This is a genomic window from Streptomyces sp. MA5143a (genome assembly GCF_900290235.1).
Taxonomy (GTDB): domain Bacteria; phylum Actinomycetota; class Actinomycetes; order Streptomycetales; family Streptomycetaceae; genus Streptomyces.
The window spans coordinates 76,907-93,782 of sequence record NZ_OLMK01000087.1; the positions used below are offsets into that span (position 1 = coordinate 76,907).

Below are 16,876 nucleotides of genomic sequence, written 5' to 3' on the forward strand. Positions count from 1 at the left end.
TTGAACTGTGAGGTAGGCAACCCTGCGTAATCGGCCGGGAATCCGGCGGGAAACGTCGTGCCCCCGTTCGCCCGCGCGGATCAGTCGCGCAGGCCGCTGAAGCGTCCCTGGTGGTAGAGCAGTGGCCGCCCCGCACCGGAGGGGTCGCCGAGGACGACCTCGGCGAGGACGATGCGGTGGTCGCCCGCCGGGACCCGGGCCACCACCCGGCACACCAGCCAGGCGAGCACGTCGTCGAGAACGGGAACCTCTTCGGGGCCGCTACGCCATTCGGTGGGCGCCCCGAAGCGGTCGGCGCCGCTGCGGGCGAAGGTGGCGGCCAGCTCCTGCTGGTGCTCGCCGAGTATGTGCACGCCCACGTACTCCGCCTCGGCGATCGCGGGCCAGCTGGAGGCGCCGGTGCCTATGCCGAAGGAGAGCATCGGCGGCTCGGCGGAGACCGAGGTGAGGGAGGTGGCGGTGAAGCCGACCGGGCCCGCGAGGCCCTGGGCGGTGATCACGGCGACTCCGGCGGCGTGCCGCCGGAACACGGAGCGCAGGAGGTCGGGGGAGGCGAGCCGGGGGGAACCGAGGCCGGAGGTGGCCGTCATGGGTGATGTCCTTCGGGTGGGGTCGACGAGCGGGGTCCGTGGCTGCTCAACAGCCCGGACAGCGCGAACTCGCCGTGCGGACCAGGTCCACATGGACACGCTCGAAGAGAAGGAGTTCCCGGGGCATGCCGTCAGGTTGACGATACGTGACGCGTACAGTCAAGCGCGTCCCGTCATCCGGAAGGTGCGTCACGGGCCACTCCTCTCACACGGCTTCGCCGAGCGCGGCGATCACATCCGCCTTGCGCGGCTGCCCCGCGGCACGCCGTACGACCCGGCCGTCCGCGTCGAGGACGAACACGGTCGGAGTCTTGAGGATGTCGAGCCGGCGGACCAGGTCGAGGTGTTGCTCGGCGTCGATCTCCACATGGGCGACGCCCGGGACCATCGCGGCGACCTCGGCGAGCACCCTGCGGGTGGCCCGGCAGGGGGCGCAGAAGGCGCTGGAGAACTGCAGGAGCGTGGCCCGTTCGCCGAGCGCCTCCCCCAACTCGGCGGCGTCGAGCCGCTTCTCGCCGTCCCGCACGCGCACTCCGACCCTCCCGCTCCGCCGCCGTTGCAGCACTCCGTAGGTGCTCGCCGCGGCAAGCACCAGTACGCACACCACCAGTCCGGTCACAGGGTGCTTCAGCGTTCATCAGACTGCAAAGATTCCCGGCTCCTCGAAGAGATTGGCTTGCGGAATGCTTGACGCATGGACATCGATGTGAGGGGACCGCGTTTCGGCGCGGCCGTGACGGCGGTCGTGCTGGCCGCCGCGCTGATCAGTGGCAGCGCCTGGCTGCTGGCCTGGCAGACGTTCGCCTTCGCGGTGGGCGGGGCGGGCGGGGTGGGTCGTTCGCCGTACGGCTGGGTCTTCCGCAGGGTGGTCCGGCCGCGGCTCGGGCCGCCGACGGAGTTCGAGTCGCCGCAGCCGCCGCGGTTCGCCCAGACGGTCGGACTGGTGTTCGCGCTGGTGGGGCTGGCCGGTTTCACGCTGGGCCCGGAGTGGCTGGGGCTCGCGGCGACGGGGGCGGCTCTCGCGGCGGCGTTCCTCAACGCGGTGTTCGGCTACTGCCTGGGCTGCGAGATGTATCTGCTCGTCCGGCGGGTGACGGTACGCGCCGGGTGAGGACATGAGAAGGTCCGGGAGGGAACCGAAGGGCCGACGTGACGAGAATCTCGCACTTCACCGGCACCAGGGCTGGCTACTCGTGCGTTCTTGGGGCACGATCTGCGACATGCCGTAAACCTACGGCTGCGTAACTTTTCCGCCGGGAGCCCCTTTCCCAGGCAGAGAGAAGGGTCCACTCCGTCCATGGCAGAGCTTGTCTACCGTCCCGCGATCGGTCTCGCCCTCACCCTGTTCAAGGCCTGGGACCTGAAGATCGACTGCAAGGGGTCGGAGAACATCCCGCGCTCGGGCGGCGCCGTACTGGTGAGCAATCACATCAGCTACCTGGACTTCATCTTCGACGGTCTGGCTGCTCTGCCGCAGAAGCGGCTGGTCCGCTTCATGGCCAAGGAGTCGGTGTTCCGGCACAAGATCTCCGGCCCACTGATGCGCAACATGCGGCACATCCCGGTGGACCGCGCGCAGGGCGAGGCGGCCTACGAGCACGCCCTGAACTCGCTGCGCTCCGGGGAGATCGTCGGCGTCTTCCCCGAAGCCACGATCTCGCAGTCGTTCACCCTCAAGAGCTTCAAGTCGGGTGCCGCCCGGCTGGCCCAGGAGGCCGGTGTCCCGCTGATCCCGATGGCCGTGTGGGGCACCCAGCGGCTGTGGACCAAGGGCCACCCGCGCAACTTCAAGCGCAGCCACACCCCGATCACCATCCGGGTGGGCGAGGCGATAGAGGCCTCCAAGGACAAGTACGCCGGCGCGATCACCCGGCAACTGCGCGAGCGCGTCCAGGAGTTGCTGGAGGCCGCGCAGCGCGCCTACCCGGTGCGCCCCAAGGGCCCGGACGACACCTGGTGGATGCCGGCCCACCTCGGCGGCACGGCCCCGACCCCGGAGCAGGTCCGCGAGGCCGAGGCCCGCTGATCCCGCCTACAGCGCCGCGGGGAGCGTCTCCCAGAGCCGTGTCCGGTCGGGCGCGGCTCTGAGGGCTGCGACGACGTCGGGGTGCGGCGCCGCGTGGAGGGTCGGATAGTCGCACTCCCCTGCCGCCGGGTCGGGGACCCATGCCAGCCGCTCCCCGGTGAGGGAGAAGCGGGCGTCCACGCCCGGTTTGTTGCCGCGGGGGTCCTGCCGGTGCCAGCCCCCGTCGAGGCGCACGGCGACCAGACCGTGCACGGCGTGTCCGTCACCGTCGTCGTGCGCCAGCCGCTGGTAGCACAGGGCCGTCGGGATGTCCTCGGCCCGCAGCAGCGCGGTCAGCGCGTGCGCCTTGGCGTAGCAGATCCCGGTGCCCTGCTCCAGGACGTCCGAGGCGCGCCAGGTGACGCGCAGGTCACCGGCGTCCGCCGAGTGCGGGATGGCGTCGCGGACGAACTCGAAGGCCAGTCGCGCATAGTCATACGAGTCGGCTGAACGCCGGGCCAGCCGTGCGGCGGTCTCCCGCACCACCGGGTGGTGGTGGTCGATGACGTCGTCGGCGGCCAAATAGGCGGACAGGTCAGGGGTTTCCTGGATCAGCTCCATGCCCGCAGAGCATAGAAATACGATCACCCGCGAGTCAATACATTTTCGGGCTACCGTATATCTATGCAATCCGTTCCGGGGGTGACCCTCAGCGGGCCATCTCCTCCTTCAGCGCCGCCACGAACCGGTCGACGTCGTCCTCGGTCGTGTCGTAGGAGCACATCCAGCGGACCACGCCCGCGGCCTCGTCCCAGAAGTAGAAGCGGAACTTCTTCTGCAGACGCTCGCTCACGTCGTGCGGCAGCCGGGCGAAGACCCCGTTGGCCTGGACCGGGTACAGCACCTCGACGCCGTGGACCGCGCGGACGCCCTCGGCGAGGCGCTGGGCCATCTCGTTGGAGTGGCGGGCGTTGCGCAGCCACAGGTCCCTGGCGAGCAGCGCCTCCAACTGCACGGAGACGAAACGCATCTTGGAGGCGAGCTGCATGGACAGCTTCCGCAGATGCTTCATCCGCCGGACGGCGTCCTGGTTGATCACGACGACGGCCTCGCCGAACATCGCACCGTTCTTGGTGCCGCCCAGGGAGAGGATGTCGACGCCGACGGCGTCGGTGAAGGTGCGCATCGGCACGTCGAGCGAGGCGGCCGCGTTGGCTATCCGGGAGCCGTCCAGGTGCACCTTCATGCCGTGCGCGTGGGCGTGCTCGCAGATCGCGCGGATCTCGTCGGGCGTGTACAGCGTGCCCAGTTCCGTGCTCTGGGTGATCGAGACGACCTGCGGCATCGCCCGGTGCTCGTCCTCCCAGCCGTACGCCTGGCGGTCGATCAGCTCGGGGGTGAGCTTGCCGTCCGGGGTGGGCACGGTGAGCAGCTTCAGTCCGCCGATCCGCTCCGGCGCACCGCACTCGTCGACGTTGATGTGGGCGCTCTCGGCGCAGATCACCGCGCCCCAGCGGTCGGTGACCGCCTGGAGCGCGACGACGTTGGCGCCGGTGCCGTTGAAGACCGGGAACGCCTCGGCGGTGGCGCCGAAGTGGCTGCGGATGATCCGCTGGAGGTTCTCGGTGTAATCGTCCTCGCCGTACGCGACCTGGTGACCGCCGTTGGCCAGGGCCAGGGCGGCGAGCACCTCGGGGTGGACCCCCGCGTAGTTGTCGCTGGCGAAGCCGCGCACCTCCGGGTCGTGATGGCGTCGTGCGTCGGTCCTGGGGGGATTCACGGCTTCTCGGTGAGCCACAGACGGTTCCCGTTCACTTCGGCGGCGGGCTTCTCCCAGACGTCGACGATGGCCTCGGCCAGTTCCTTGACGTCGGTGAACCCCGCGAACTTCGCGTTGGGGCGGTCAGCGCGCATCGCGTCGTGCACCAATGCCTTGACCACCAGGATGGCAGCCGCGGACGTCGCTCCCTCCGCCCCCCCGGCCTTGCGGAAGTAGTCCGCCATGGCCAGCGTCCACGCCTCGGCGGCGGCCTTGGCGGAGGCGTAGGCGGCGTTGCCCGCGGTGGGCTTGCTCGCACCGGCCGCGCTGATCAGGAGGTACCGGCCCCGGTCGCTGCGCTGGAGCGCCTCGTGGAAGGCGAGGGAGGTGTGCTGCACGGTGCGGATGAGCAGCATCTCCAGGAAGTCCCAGTCGTCGAGGCTGGTCCTGGTGAAGGTCTCGCTGCCGCGCCAGCCGCCGACGAGGTGGACGAGGCCGTCGACCCGGCCGAAGTCCTTCTCGACGCGCAGCGCCCAGTCGCGGGTCGACTTGAGGTCCAGCAGATCGACCGTGTCGCCGACGACGGTGGCGCCGCCGTGCGCGTAGCGGGCCGCGTCCACCGCCTCGGACAGGCGCTCCGGGTCGTTGTCGGAGCCGACGACGATCGCGCCGGCCTCGGCGAGCCGCGCCAGCGCCGCCCGGCCCGCGGGCCCGCCCGCGCCCGCCACCGCGATCACCGCGCCGCTGAGTGCTCCGTTGCCGTTCCCCATGGTCTTCGCCTCCTGAAGCGCCACTGTGACCTCTGCGGATCGGGCGCTCACGCGGCGGCCCGCTCGGCGTTCGCCGCGGTGATGCCCTTGGTGGAGGCGATCACGTTCTTTAGCTTCTTGGCGAGCGCCTCATAGAACATGCTGAGCGGAAACTCGTCCGGAAGCACGTCGTCGACGAGCTTGCGCGGCGGCTGCGTCAGATCGAGGGCGTCGGGCCCCTTGGCCCAGCGGGAGCCGGGGTGGGGTGCGAGGTAGGTGGAGACCAGCTCGTAGCCGGCGAACCAGTGGACGAGCTTCGGGCGGTCGATGCCGTCGCGGTAGAGCTTCTCGATCTCGGCGCACAGCTCGTTGGTGACCTGCGGGGCGCGCTGCCAGTCGATGAACAGCTTGTTGTCGGTCCAGCGGACGACGTCGTGCTTGTGCAGGTAGGCGAAGAGCAGCTGGCCGCCGAGACCGTCGTAGTTGCGCACGCGCTCGCCGGTGACCGGGAAGCGGAACATCCGGTCGAACAGCACGGCGTACTGCACGTCACGGGCCTGCGGCACCCCGTCGGACTCCAGCTTCACGGCCTCCTTGAAGGCGGTGAGGTCGCAGCGCAGCTCCTCCAGGCCGTACATCCAGAACGGCTGCCGCTGCTTGATCATGAAGGGGTCGAAGGGCAGGTCGCCGTGGCTGTGGGTGCGGTCGTGGACCATGTCCCACAGGACGAAGGCCTCCTCGCAGCGCTTCTGGTCGTGGACCATCGCGGAGATGTCCTCGGGGAGCTCCAGGCCGAGGATGTCGACGGCGGCGTCGGTCACCCGGCGGAAGCGGGCGGCCTCGCGGTCGCAGAAGATGCCACCCCAGGAGAATCGTTCCGGCGCCTCACGGACGGCGATCGTCTCGGGGAAGAGCACGGCGGAGTTGGTGTCGTAGCCGGCCGTGAAGTCCTCGAACTTGATGCCGCAGAACAGCGGGTTGTCGTAGCGGGTGCGCTCCAGTTCGGCCAGCCACTCGGGCCAGACCATGCGCAGTACGACCGCTTCGAGATTGCGGTCGGGGTTGCCGTTCTGCGTGTACATCGGGAAGACGACCAGGTGCTGGAGGCCGTCCCGGCGGTCGGCGGCCGGCTGGAAGGCCAGCAGCGAGTCGAGGAAGTCCGGCACCTCGAAGCCGCCCTCGGCCCACCGGCGCAGGTCCTCGACGAGCGCCCGGTGGTACGCCGCGTCGTGCGGCAGCAGAGCGGAGAGCTCCTCCACGGCGCCGACGACATCGCGTACGGCCTGCTCGGCGTCGGCGGCGCCGGGCGCGCCCTCGGCGTCGAAGTCGATCGAGCCGTCCTTGGACTGCCATGGCCGGATCCGCTCCACGGCATCCTTGAGCACGGGCCAGGCCGGGTGCTCCACCACCCTACCGACCGGAGGAACAGCGCCCTCCGCACCCACCTGCACAAGAATTTCCGTCATGACCCATCCTCCACGGGAGAACCTTTCGTACGGACACCGTATGTAGGGAAGCTTGTCTCCCGCAAGGTCGATCACCCGACCAAGCCGGAAATCCTCCCGCCACCCCCAGTACCTAACCGCTGAATCTCCTGTCACACGCGTCCCAGGTCACAGTTTGTGCGAGGCCGTCGGCCGGAAGGGTCGTCGGGGTCAACGCGCGCCGGACTCGCCCACTCAGGGATGACCCGGTTCGCGCGGACACGCGAGGAAACGGTCCTGTTCTCCGACGTGACACGGCCTGAGATGGCTCGAATGGGCTTGTGCACGTACGGATGCATCGCGGGGCCGGACGACTACGCTGCGGCCCAGCCGCGTGCCGTCCCCTCCCGGTCACGCGGCCCGAGCCGCCGTCGACGGAAGCGAGTCCACCTTGAACTTCCTCACCATCGGTCACCGCGGAGTCATGGGTGTCGAACCGGAGAACACCCTGCGTTCCTTCGTCGCCGCCGATCGCGCGGGCCTCGACGTCATCGAACTCGATCTGCATCTGAGCAAGGACGGCGCACTCGTCGTCATGCACGACGCGGATGTGGACCGGACGACCGACGGCACGGGCCCCATCGCCGACAAGACCCTCGCCGAGCTGCGCGCCCTCGACGCGGGGCGCGGTGAGCGGATCCCCACCTTCGAGGAGGTGCTCGACGCCGTCCGGGCGCCTTTGCAGGCCGAGATCAAGGACACGGCGGCGGCCCGCGCCCTCGCCGAGGTCATGCACCGGCGCGACCTGGTGGGACGGGTCGAGGTGCTGTCCTTCCACGACGAGGCGGTCGCCGAGATCGCACGCCTCGTCCCCGGCGTGCGCACCGCGCTGGTCGCCAGCCGGTACGGCCTGGACGTCGTGGACCGGGCTGTCGCGGTCGGCGCCTCCACCCTCGTCCTGAACATCCGGCGGCTCACCCTGGAGGTCGTCGAGCGCGCCCGCAAGGCGAATCTGCGCATCATCGGCTGGGTGGTCAACACCCAGGACCATCTGCGTCTGGTCCGCGCTCTTCAGCTGGACGGTGCGACGACGGACTACCCGGACATCAAACGCACGGGCCGCTTCACGGCGTGACCGGCCGCCTCAGCTCCTTCACCAGCAGCTCGAAGCGCAGGTCGTCCCGCAGTGGGACGCCGAAGCGCTCGTCGCCGTACGGGAAGGGGCTCATGCGTCCCGTACGGCGGTAGCCGCGCCGCTCGTACCAGGCGATGAGGTCGTCCCGTACGGAGATCACGGTCATGTGCATCTCTCCGGCGGCCCAGGTCTCGACCGCGATCCGCTCGGCCTCGGCGATGATCGTCTTGCCGAGGCCGGCGCCCTGGAGCGCGGGGCTCACCGCGAACATCCCGAAGTAGACGTGGTCGCCGCGGTGTTCGAGCTGGCAGCAGGCGACGACCGTGCCGTCCCGCTCCACGGTGAGCAGCCGGCTGTCGGGCGACTTGATGACGTCCAGGACGCCCTGCGGGTCGGTGCGCCGCCCGTCGAGGATGTCCGCCTCCGTGGTCCAGCCGGCCCGGCTGGAGTCCCCCCGGTACGCCGACTCGATCAACGCGACGAGCACGTCCACGTCGGCGTCGGTGGCATCACGGAAGGTCAGGCCGGGGGCGGTGTCCATGGGCGCTCCTGACGGATCTGGCTGCGGCGCGGGCACCCTGAAGCGTAGTCCCGCGCCCACTAGGCTCCGACGGCATGGTCCATGTATTGAGCAGCCGTACCCTTCTGCGTCCCACCGACCCGGAGCGCTCCCGTGTCTTCTACGGCGAGAAGCTGGGGCTTCCCGTGTACCGCGAGTTCGGTACGGGTGACCACCGGGGCGTCGTGTACTTCCTCGGCGGCGGTTTCCTGGAGGTCGCCGGGCGCTCCGACACCCCGCCCTCCCCCGCGCTGAAGCTGTGGCTCCAGGTGGCGGACGTGGCGGCGGCGCACGAGGAACTGGTGGCGGCCGGGGTGGAGGTGCGGCGGCCGCCGGTGAAGGAGCCGTGGGGCCTGATCGAGATGTGGATCGCCGACCCGGACGGTACGGAGATCGTGCTGGTGGAGATCCCCGCGGACCATCCGCTGCGGTACCGGCCCGGCATCTGACCCGGGCCGCCGGACGCCGGCCCGGTGGCTGCCCGGGTGCCCGCGTCGGTCCTCGGCCGGACGCCCCACCGGGCCGTCGGTGCCCCCGGTGGCCGGGGGCCGGGGTGCGGGCATAGCGTGCTGGTGGGGGCCGTCCCTTCGACGAGGAGCGCCATGAAGCTCGACAGGCCGGTGACCGGCGGGCCCTGCTGGACCGAGCTGGGGACCAGCGATCTGGAGGCGGCCAAGCGGTTCTACACCGAGCTGTTCGGATGGCGTCCGGAGACCGACCCGCGCCAGGAGGCCGGCGGCTACACGGTGGCGCACCTGGGCGACGCCGCCGTCGCCGCCCTCGCCCCGCTGTACCAGGAATCGCAGCCGGTGGCGTGGAACGTGTCGTTCGCGGTGGCCGACGCGGACGCCGCGGTCGAGTCGGTGCGGGCGGCCGGCGGATCGATCGTCCTGGAGCCCATGGACGTCTTCGACATCGGGCGGTTCGCGGTGGCGTTCGACCCGGGCGGCGCGGCGTTCCAGCTCTGGGAGGCCCGCGCCTTCCCCGGTGCCGGTCTGTTCAACGCGCCCGGCGCGCTCGGCTGGGTGGAGCTGCTGACCCGCGCGCCGGAGGGGGCCGAGACCTTTTACACCACCGTGTTCGGCTGGACCGTGCACGCCTCCGCGCACTACACGCGGTGGGGCATCGCCGGCGCCGACTTCGGCGGCATGATCACCATGGACGAGAAGTTCCCGCACGAGGTCCCCTCGCACTGGCTGCCCTACTTCGCCGTCGAGGACGTGGACGACACCGCCCGGATCGCCGTCGACGCCGGGGGCACCGTGCTCATGGAGCCGACCACGGTGCCGGACGGCCCGCGCATCGCCGTGCTGCGCGACCCCCAGGGCGCCATGTTCGGCGTCCACCTGGCGGACGACGAGCGCTGACCCCCGACGCCGTCGGCCGGTGCGCGCCGGGGCCTCAGGTGCGCGGCAGGCCCAGCCGTCCCTCCAGCTGGATCAGCAACTCCCCCAGCAGACCGGCCAGTTCACGGCGGTCGTCGGTGCCGACCCCGGACAGCACATTCGTCTCGTAGGCCAGTTGCTCCGGCAGGACGCTGTCCACGAGGTCACGGCCGGAGTCCGTGAGGCGGACATGGGCGACGCGCCGGTCCCGGGCGTCGCCGCGCCGCTCCACCAGCCCGCGCTCGCTGAGCAGCTTGATGCGTTTGGTGACGGCCGCGCCGGAGGCGAACGTCTCGCGGGCGATCTCACTGGGCGTCAGTTCGTGGCCGGTGCGACGCAGGGTGCCGAGGACGTCGAACTCGGGACGGGTGAGCCCGGCTCGGCGCAGCGGCGCGTCCTCCGCCTGCTGGAGGAGGGCGGCGCAGCGGTTCACCCGGCCGATGATCTCCATGGGGCCGGTGTCGAGACCGGGGTGCACCGTCTGCCACTGACGCACCACCTTGGCGACCGTGTCCCCCAGAGCCGCGCCGCTCCCCGCCGCCGTCCGCCCGTTGCCTGCCGTCATGCCGGTGCGCCCTCCGAAGCGTGGAATCCATGCTGTCGTGCCGTCGCCGTGAGCGTACGGCGTCCGGCCCGCCGGACGCGGTCACCCGCTCCGACGGCGGGGCGGCGCACCCCTGCTCAGCCGCACCCCAGGTCAGCACGGCCACCGCTCAGCCGCCCACCGCTCGGGGGGAGCCGGGCCCCTACCGATCCACGCGCGCGCCGATGCACCCCGCACGCTCCCCCACGTACTCCCGTGCGCTTGTCTGCGCGCCACCGGGCAGGGGCATGCCCTGACCGACTGGTCGACCTCACGGTCATCACTGTTCGACACCGTCGAGCGTGGAGGTGCACGTGCACGGACCGGCTTCGCCCGGCTGGCTGCTGGTCGCGCTGTGCGCGCTGACCGGTGGGTACTGCCTGCTGCGGATGCGCAGCGCCGTCGAGGAGCAGCGCAGGGCCGCGGGCGGTGAGGCGCTCATGGGGTTCGGCATGGCCGTGATGGCCGTGCCCGCCGCGGCGGCGCCCCCGCCCTGGGCCTGGGCGGCCTATGCCCTCGTGTTCGGCGCCGCCGCGCTGCGCGCGCTGTGGGCGGCCCGTACGAGCCCGCACCATCTGCACCATCTGGTGGGAGCCGTCGCCATGGTCTACATGGCGGTGGTGATGGCGGCCGCCCCCGGCGAGCACGGCGGCAGCGGGTCGCCGTTGCTGACCGGGACGCTCCTGCTGTACTTCGCCGGCTATGTGCTGTGGGCGGGCGTACGGCTGATGCCGGTGGCCGTCTCCGGGAGCGGGCGCGCGGCGGGGGGCGGGACCGGCTGGGGCGACCGGCCCGAGGTGGCGCGGGCGTGCCGGCTGTCGATGGGCATCGGGATGTTCGCCATGCTGCTCACGGTGTGATCGACATCGTGGTCTGCGTCACTTGGGCCGCCCGGCCCATGTCGTCGCGCCCCGTCCCGCTCATAGGCTTCGCCCATGATGGTCCCCGCGGCGTTGTTGCTGCTCGGCGCCCTGACCGCCGTCCTCGCTCCGCGACTGCTGGCCCGGGCGGACTGGCCGGACCGTGAACCGGTGGTCGCGCTGTGGGTGTGGCAGTGCGTCGTGGCGACCGTCCTGCTGTGCTGTGCGCTGTCGATGGCGCTGAGCGCGGCGGCCGCCTGGACGGCGGTGCGCGGGCCGCTGTTCGCGCCGGCGCCGCACGGGGTGGTCGAGGCGTACGCGCTGGGCACCGGTGGTTCGTGGGCGGCGGTCACCGCGGTCGCGCTCGCGTGCGGCGGGGTGTGGACCGGGGCGATGCTGGTCGGCGAGGTCGCGCTGGCCCGGCGGCACCGGCGGCGACGGGAGGCGGAGATCCTGCGCCGGGCGCCGCTGTTGCCCGGCGAGGAGCCGGGGGCGGACCGGCTCGTGGTGGTGGAGGGCGAGCGGCCGGACGCCTGGTGGCTGCCCGGTTCGGCGCCCCGACTGGTCATCACCACCGCCGCGTTGCGCCGGCTGAAGGGCCGGCAGGTGGACGCGGTGGTCGCACACGAGCAGGGACACGCGCGGGCCCGGCACGACTGGCTGCTGCACTGCTCGGCGGCGCTGGCGGGCGGTTTCCCGAGGGTGCCGGTGTTCGCCGCGTTCCGCGACGAGATGCACCGCCTGGTCGAACTCGCCGCCGACGACACCGCCTCCCGCCGCCACGGGCGCCTGACGACCGCCCTCGCGCTCGTCGGGCTCAACGAGGACCGGGGCGTGTTCGGGCCGTGCTCGGCCCCCGAGGACCATGTGCCGCGGCGCGTCCACCGGCTGCTCGCTCCCCCGGACCGGCTGACGCCCGTGCGCCGACTGCGGCTGACCGCGTGCGCGGCCCTGCTGCCCGCACTGCCGGTTCTGGTGGCTTTCGTACCGGGGTTGCGGGCACTCGGTTAACCGTGACCCGGCAAAGAACCGACAAAGGGAAACCCAAGAACAACGCGCGAGGCACGGCTCGTGCTCCGGTCGCGGCGCGTGACAGTGATCTCACGCCCCGGCGTTGGCACGGAGCCCCACGGGTCGGCGAGGATCGCTGCATGCACACCCCCACCGTCGACGCGCCGCCCCACCGGCCGTCGCACATCCGCACCGTCCGCGTCGCCGCGGCCCTCGCGGCGCCCACCGTCCTGCTGCTCGTCCTCGTCGCGATCTCCTGGGCGCCGCTGATGTCCCTGGACCAGGGCATCGCCGACACCACCCACGGATGGGCCGTCGCCGAGTCCGGGACCACCCACGCCTTCCGCATCCTGACGGACTGGGTGTGGGACCCGGTGACGATGCGCCTCGTGTGCGCGGCCGCCGCGGTCTGGCTGGTGTGGCGGCACCGGGAGTGGTGGCTCGCGATCTGGCTGGCCGTCACCTGTGCGGTGGGCACGGCGGTCCAGCAGGGCCTGAAGGCCGCCGTCGGCCGGGAGCGGCCCGCGTGGCCCGACCCCGTGGACTCCGCCCACTACGCCGCCTTCCCGTCGGGCCACGCCATGACGGCGACCGTGGTGTGCGGTCTGCTGCTGTGGCTCCTCCATCTGTACGGCGCGGGACGCGTCGTCACCCGGGTCGCGCTGGCGGTGGCCGCGGTGTCGGTCCTCGGTGTGGGTCTGACCAGGATCTGGCTGGGCGTGCACTGGGCGTCGGACGTGGTGGGCGGCTGGCTGCTGGGCGCGCTGACCGTGGCACTGGCCGTGCTGGTGTACGAGAAGTGGGGTGCGCCGAGGCGTACTTGACCGGGGCGGGGCCACCGCGAAGGATCGCCGTCATGACGATCAAAGGCGTGCTGTTCGACTTCTCCGGGACGCTCTTCCGGATCGAGTCCGGGGAGTCCTGGCTGCGGGCGGTGCTCGCGGACACCGGTGTCGACCTGCCCGAGCCGGAGGTGGTGCGGGCCGCCGAGGCGCTGGAGCGGGCGGGCGCGCTGCCCGGCGGGCCCGCCCCCGTGGAGCCGCCGACCGGCGAGCTGGGTGAGCTGTGGACGGTCCGGGACCGGAGCGCCGAGCAGCACCGGGCGGCCTACACGGGGCTGTCCCGGCGGGTGTCCCTGCCCGACCCCGCGCTCCACGACGCGCTGTACGACCGCCATATGACGCCGCCCGCGTGGCGCCCGTACCCGGACGCCGTCGAGGTGCTCGCCGCTCTTCGGGAGCGGGGGGTGGCCGTCGGCGTGGTGAGCAACATCGGCTGGGATCTGCGACCGGTGTTCCGCGCGCACGGTCTCGACCCGTACGTGGGCACCTATGTGCTGTCGTACGAGCACGGCATCCAGAAGCCGGACCCGCGGCTGTTCTCGTTCGCCTGCGAGGCGCTCGGCGTCGACGCGCGGGACACGCTGATGGTCGGTGACGACCGGCGGGCCGACGGCGGCGCGGCGGCCCTGGGCTGCGCGGTGCACTTCGTGGATCATCTGCCCGCGGACAGCCGGCCGGACGGGCTGCTCCCGGTGCTGGGGCTGGTGGACTGAGACACCGTCCGGTCGCGGGGTACGTCGGGCGGGTCGCGGCGTCCGGGGCGCCGTCGCAGGCGACCCGTCGTCCGTCCCGGACCGTCCCCCGTGCGGCCCGGGACGGACAGCGGCCGGGAGGGACACACAGGGTCGCCGCCCGGGAGCGCTGAGTATAGTTGGCTGGCAGCCAGTCAACGCAGGAGTTACAGGATGTCCCCGCGCAGCGCCTCGGTCAATGAAGAGTTGCGTCGGCGTTCCCGGGAGCGACTGCTACAGGCCGCCGTCGAGTTGGTGGACGAGCGGGGCTACGAGGCCACGACGCTCGGGGACATCGCGGACCGCGCGGGTTCGGCACGGGGCCTGGTGTCGTACTACTTCCCCGGCAAGCGCCAGTTGGTCCAGTCGGCGGTGCACCGGTTGATGCACCGGACGCTGGAGGAGGCGCTGGAGGGCGAGCCGCGCAGCGACGACGGGCGGGAGCGGATGGCGCGGGCGGTCGACGCGATCCTGCGACTGGCCCTGGACCGGCCCGTGCTGATGCGCCAGCACATGGCGGGCCTGCTCCAGGCCCCGGAGGGGTTCGTGCAGTGCGCCGAGCAGCGGCGGCTGGGCGAACTGCTGCGGGACACGGTGACCCGGCACGGCTCCACGGACCCGGACGCCGACTACCCGCTGCTGCGGGCCCTGTTGATGGGTGCCGTGTACGCGATGGTGCTCCCGAACGCGCCGCTGCCGGTCACCACCCTGCGCGCGGAACTCTTCGGGCGCTACGGACTCGACTGGGAGTCGGGTGTCCCGCCGACCCCCGAGGGGACCGGCGGGACGTACGACAGGGATCTGTCGCGTTTCTTCGCCACCTGACGGTGTCGGTCCGGCGTCCTACCAGCCGAAGTCGAAGTAGTCCGGCTGAGTCTGCACGTTCAGCTCACGCTGGTGGACCCAGCGGGCGGGGTTCGTGCGCCGGTCGTCGATCTTCAGGACGTCGAATCCCTTGACCATGTCGTTGGAGTAGATGTAGCCGTTGTAGTAGTACGCCGACCAGGCACCGCCGCCGACCAGCGTGTCCGTGGAGAGGGGACCGCGCTCGAAGTAGGCGATCTCCTTGGGGCTGGCGGAGTCGGTGAAGTCCCAGACGGACACACCGCCCTGGTACCAGGCCTGGACCATGATGTCCTTGCCCTTGACCGGGATCAGTGAGCCGTTGTGGGCGACGCAGTTCTCGGTGTTCGCCTGGTGGCGGGGGATCTTGTAGTAGCTCTTGAAGACGAGCTTGCGGTGGTCGCCCCTGCCGACGATGTCGTAGATGCCGTCGGCGCCGCGGTTCGGGCCGATCTCCGCGTTGCAGGTGGCCGCGCCGCCGCCGCCCAACTCGTCGGTGAAGACGACCTTGTTGGCCTTCTGGTTGAAGGTCGCCGAGTGCCAGAACGCGAAGTTCACGTTGTCCTGGACCTGGTCGATGATCTTCGGGTTCTCCGGGTCCTCGATGGAGAACAGGATGCCGTCACCCATGCAGGCGCCGGCCGCGAGGTCCTTCGAGGGCAGCACCGTGATGTCGTGGCAGCCGGTGGTCTTGGAGACGCCGGGGTTCGTGGGCCCACCCGGGTTGCCTCCGCCGTCCGGGCCCTCACCGGGGAAGAGGACGGGGAAGCCCACCACGGCCGCCTTCTCGGGCGCCCAGCGCGGCACCTTGATGACCGAGATGCCGTCGTGCGGCGGCTGGCAGTCGGGGAACGCCGCGTTCGGCGAGTACGACGAGACGTAGACGTAGACGTTCTTCCGCTTCGGCAGCAGCGTGTGGGTGTGCGAGCCGCAGGCGGTCTCGACGGCGGCGACGTACTTCGGGTTCGCCTTGTCGCTGATGTCGAAGATCTTCATGCCCTCCCACGACGACTTCTCGCTCGCGGGCTGCGTGGTGCTGTTGCAGGAGCTGTCGCTGCGCGAGGAGTCCGTGGACAGGAAGAGCAGGTTCCCGGAGACGGAGATGTCGTTCTGGGAGCCCGGGCAGAGGACCTGGGCGACCGTCTTCGGGGACCTGGGGTTGCTGATGTCGAAGATGCGGAAGCCGTCGTAGTTGCCGGCGAACGCGTACTTCCCCTGGAAGGCGAGGTCGGAGTTGGTGCCCGGCAGCGCCTCCTTCGGGATGTTGGTCAGGTGCTCGATGTTGGCGGAGTGGACGATCTCGTCCTTGCCGGGTATCTCCCCGGCGGCGATCGCCTCGCGCGCCTCGGCCGCGTCGCTCTTGGAGACCTTCTCGCGCACGGTGGGCGCGTCCCCCGGGTCGGGAGTCGCCGCCGCCGGACCGGCCGTCAACAGCGCGGCCAGGAGTCCGGCCGCCGTGGCGGCCACCCCCAGTCGTCTGCGGCGCGTCCGAAGGTTGTCTAACAGGGTCACTGTGTCCTCCCTCGTAGCCGTTCGCAGTCGAACGGTTCAGGCACCTCCGAAGTATCGTCTTCAGCATGCACAGAACAACAGGTGGCCATGTATTTGTAACGAACAAATTTGATCACAGGCACCTGAATGCGTGTTAGGAACGATCGTCAACACCCACCAGGTGCACACCCGTTGCTCTGCCCAGGAGGTCACTGTGCTCGTTCGCCGCACATCCCGCGCGTCGCTGGTCACGGCCTCGTTGACGGCCGCTCTCCTCGCGCTCGCGGCCTGTGACTCGGGGTCGGACGCCGAACCCGACGGCGCTTCCGGCCGGTCCGGCGGACCCGCGGTGATCGCACCCGGAAAACCCGGCGAGGCGGCCCACACTCTGTCCCCCGAGGAGGCGGAAAAGCGGCGCGCCGAGGACGACTCGCCGAATTCCGCGGACTTCGCCTACGCCCGCATGATGATCGTCCACCACGGCCAGGCCCTGGAGATGACCGAACTCGCGCCGAAGCACGCGAAGTCGACACAGGTGAAGCGGATCGCCGAGCGCATCTCGGCCGCCCAGAAGCCGGAGATCGAGGCCATGGAGGGCTGGCTGAAGGTCAACGACGACGACAGGAAGGGCACGTCGCACGACCACGGGGAGATGCCCGGCATGGCGACCGAGGCGCAGCTGAAGAAACTCGGCACGCTCGACGGGGTGGAGTTCGACCGCCTCTTCCTGAAGCTGATGATCACTCATCACGAGGGGGCGATCACGATGGCCACGGACGTCAAGTCCCAGGGCAACAACATCCTGATCGAGGAGATGGCCGACGACGTGATCGCCCAGCAGACGACCGAGATCAGCAGGATGCGCGACCTCGTGGCCTAGGGCGCGTTGCGAAAGTAGCGTCGTCTGCC

20 protein-coding genes are annotated in these 16,876 nt (G+C 71.0%); 11 read left to right on the forward strand and 9 right to left on the reverse strand.

The features are described 5' to 3' along the window. Window positions 1-80: 80 nt before the first annotated feature. Entirely contained in the window at window positions 81-590 is a 510-nt protein-coding gene (locus SMA5143A_RS32370; RefSeq protein WP_107466410.1) for a flavin reductase family protein, read from the reverse strand. Between the two features lie 205 nt (window positions 591-795). Continuing rightward, window positions 796-1,209 carry a TlpA family protein disulfide reductase gene (locus SMA5143A_RS32375; RefSeq protein ID WP_107466411.1) on the reverse strand — a complete coding sequence of 138 codons (414 nt, stop codon included), beginning with the start codon at window positions 1,207-1,209 and terminating at the stop codon, window positions 796-798. Window positions 1,210-1,284: 75 nt separating this feature from the next. Between SMA5143A_RS32375 and SMA5143A_RS32380 the strand changes: the two genes are divergently transcribed. Together SMA5143A_RS32380 and SMA5143A_RS32385 are read left to right on the forward strand one after the other, a co-directional pair. After that, the gene (locus SMA5143A_RS32380) at window positions 1,285-1,701 is read left to right on the forward strand and encodes a DUF4395 domain-containing protein (RefSeq protein WP_107466412.1); all 417 of its coding nucleotides are present in this window, start codon (window positions 1,285-1,287) and stop codon (window positions 1,699-1,701) included. A gap of 186 nt (window positions 1,702-1,887) precedes the next feature. Continuing rightward, on the forward strand, window positions 1,888-2,616 hold the full coding sequence (locus SMA5143A_RS32385) for a lysophospholipid acyltransferase family protein (protein ID WP_107466413.1): 729 nt from the start codon (window positions 1,888-1,890) through the stop codon (window positions 2,614-2,616). Window positions 2,617-2,622: 6 nt separating this feature from the next. Here SMA5143A_RS32385 and SMA5143A_RS32390 read toward each other — a convergent pair whose 3' ends face one another. From SMA5143A_RS32390 to SMA5143A_RS32405, 4 genes are all read right to left on the reverse strand, one after another. Continuing rightward, complete coding sequence (locus SMA5143A_RS32390; protein WP_181362104.1) at window positions 2,623-3,216, reverse strand: transglutaminase-like domain-containing protein; 594 nt, start codon at window positions 3,214-3,216, stop codon at window positions 2,623-2,625. 88 nt (window positions 3,217-3,304) lie between these two features. Beyond that, window positions 3,305-4,375, reverse strand: a complete 1,071-nt coding sequence (locus tag SMA5143A_RS32395; protein ID WP_099969184.1) for a threonine aldolase family protein — start codon at window positions 4,373-4,375, stop codon at window positions 3,305-3,307. Then, window positions 4,372-5,124, reverse strand: a complete 753-nt coding sequence (locus SMA5143A_RS32400; protein ID WP_107466415.1) for an SDR family NAD(P)-dependent oxidoreductase — start codon at window positions 5,122-5,124, stop codon at window positions 4,372-4,374. The genes SMA5143A_RS32395 and SMA5143A_RS32400 overlap by 4 nt, the downstream gene beginning before the upstream one ends. 47 nt (window positions 5,125-5,171) lie before the next feature. Continuing rightward, a complete protein-coding gene (locus tag SMA5143A_RS32405) occupies window positions 5,172-6,569 on the reverse strand; it encodes a DUF6421 family protein (protein ID WP_107466416.1) in 1,398 nt (465 codons plus the stop codon). 409 nt (window positions 6,570-6,978) lie between these two features. Here SMA5143A_RS32405 and SMA5143A_RS32410 point away from each other — a divergent pair, with 409 nt between their 5' ends. Further along, window positions 6,979-7,662: a glycerophosphodiester phosphodiesterase gene (locus tag SMA5143A_RS32410; RefSeq protein ID WP_055521921.1), complete on the forward strand. Its 684-nt coding sequence runs from the start codon at window positions 6,979-6,981 to the stop codon at window positions 7,660-7,662. On the opposite strand, the gene SMA5143A_RS32415 is transcribed toward SMA5143A_RS32410, so the two are convergent. Then, window positions 7,652-8,203: a GNAT family N-acetyltransferase gene (locus SMA5143A_RS32415; RefSeq protein WP_107466417.1), complete on the reverse strand. Its 552-nt coding sequence runs from the start codon at window positions 8,201-8,203 to the stop codon at window positions 7,652-7,654. The two genes, SMA5143A_RS32410 and SMA5143A_RS32415, sit on opposite strands and share 11 nt — an antisense overlap. Window positions 8,204-8,277: 74 nt before the next feature. On the opposite strand from SMA5143A_RS32415, the gene SMA5143A_RS32420 reads away from it, so the two are divergent. Further along, window positions 8,278-8,670 carry a VOC family protein gene (locus SMA5143A_RS32420; protein ID WP_055712886.1) on the forward strand — a complete coding sequence of 131 codons (393 nt, stop codon included), beginning with the start codon at window positions 8,278-8,280 and terminating at the stop codon, window positions 8,668-8,670. A 153-nt stretch (window positions 8,671-8,823) separates the two neighbouring features. Then, the gene (locus SMA5143A_RS32425) at window positions 8,824-9,588 is read left to right on the forward strand and encodes a VOC family protein (RefSeq protein ID WP_107466418.1); all 765 of its coding nucleotides are present in this window, start codon (window positions 8,824-8,826) and stop codon (window positions 9,586-9,588) included. A 34-nt stretch (window positions 9,589-9,622) separates the two neighbouring features. On the opposite strand, the gene SMA5143A_RS32430 is transcribed toward SMA5143A_RS32425, so the two are convergent. After that, complete coding sequence (locus SMA5143A_RS32430; protein ID WP_107466419.1) at window positions 9,623-10,171, reverse strand: MarR family winged helix-turn-helix transcriptional regulator; 549 nt, start codon at window positions 10,169-10,171, stop codon at window positions 9,623-9,625. Between the two features lie 332 nt (window positions 10,172-10,503). On the opposite strand from SMA5143A_RS32430, the gene SMA5143A_RS32435 reads away from it, so the two are divergent. The 5 genes from SMA5143A_RS32435 (at window position 10,504) to SMA5143A_RS32455 (ending at window position 14,458) form a co-directional block, all read left to right on the forward strand. Further along, window positions 10,504-11,049 carry a DUF5134 domain-containing protein gene (locus SMA5143A_RS32435; RefSeq protein ID WP_107466420.1) on the forward strand — a complete coding sequence of 182 codons (546 nt, stop codon included), beginning with the start codon at window positions 10,504-10,506 and terminating at the stop codon, window positions 11,047-11,049. Between the two features lie 75 nt (window positions 11,050-11,124). Beyond that, window positions 11,125-12,060, forward strand: coding sequence for a M56 family metallopeptidase (locus tag SMA5143A_RS32440; RefSeq protein ID WP_107466421.1), 936 nt, complete (start codon window positions 11,125-11,127; stop codon window positions 12,058-12,060). 140 nt (window positions 12,061-12,200) lie between these two features. After that, a complete protein-coding gene (locus SMA5143A_RS32445; protein ID WP_107466422.1) occupies window positions 12,201-12,884 on the forward strand; it encodes a phosphatase PAP2 family protein in 684 nt (227 codons plus the stop codon). 32 nt (window positions 12,885-12,916) lie between these two features. Next, complete coding sequence (locus tag SMA5143A_RS32450) at window positions 12,917-13,615, forward strand: HAD family hydrolase (protein ID WP_107466423.1); 699 nt, start codon at window positions 12,917-12,919, stop codon at window positions 13,613-13,615. Window positions 13,616-13,807: 192 nt separating this feature from the next. Beyond that, window positions 13,808-14,458, forward strand: coding sequence for a TetR/AcrR family transcriptional regulator (locus SMA5143A_RS32455; RefSeq protein ID WP_107466424.1), 651 nt, complete (start codon window positions 13,808-13,810; stop codon window positions 14,456-14,458). Between the two features lie 18 nt (window positions 14,459-14,476). Here SMA5143A_RS32455 and SMA5143A_RS32460 read toward each other — a convergent pair whose 3' ends face one another. Beyond that, a complete protein-coding gene (locus SMA5143A_RS32460) occupies window positions 14,477-15,988 on the reverse strand; it encodes an LVIVD repeat-containing protein (RefSeq protein ID WP_107466425.1) in 1,512 nt (503 codons plus the stop codon). Between the two features lie 193 nt (window positions 15,989-16,181). Here SMA5143A_RS32460 and SMA5143A_RS32465 point away from each other — a divergent pair, with 193 nt between their 5' ends. After that, complete coding sequence (locus SMA5143A_RS32465) at window positions 16,182-16,847, forward strand: DUF305 domain-containing protein (protein ID WP_107466426.1); 666 nt, start codon at window positions 16,182-16,184, stop codon at window positions 16,845-16,847. Window positions 16,848-16,876 lie beyond the last annotated feature (29 nt).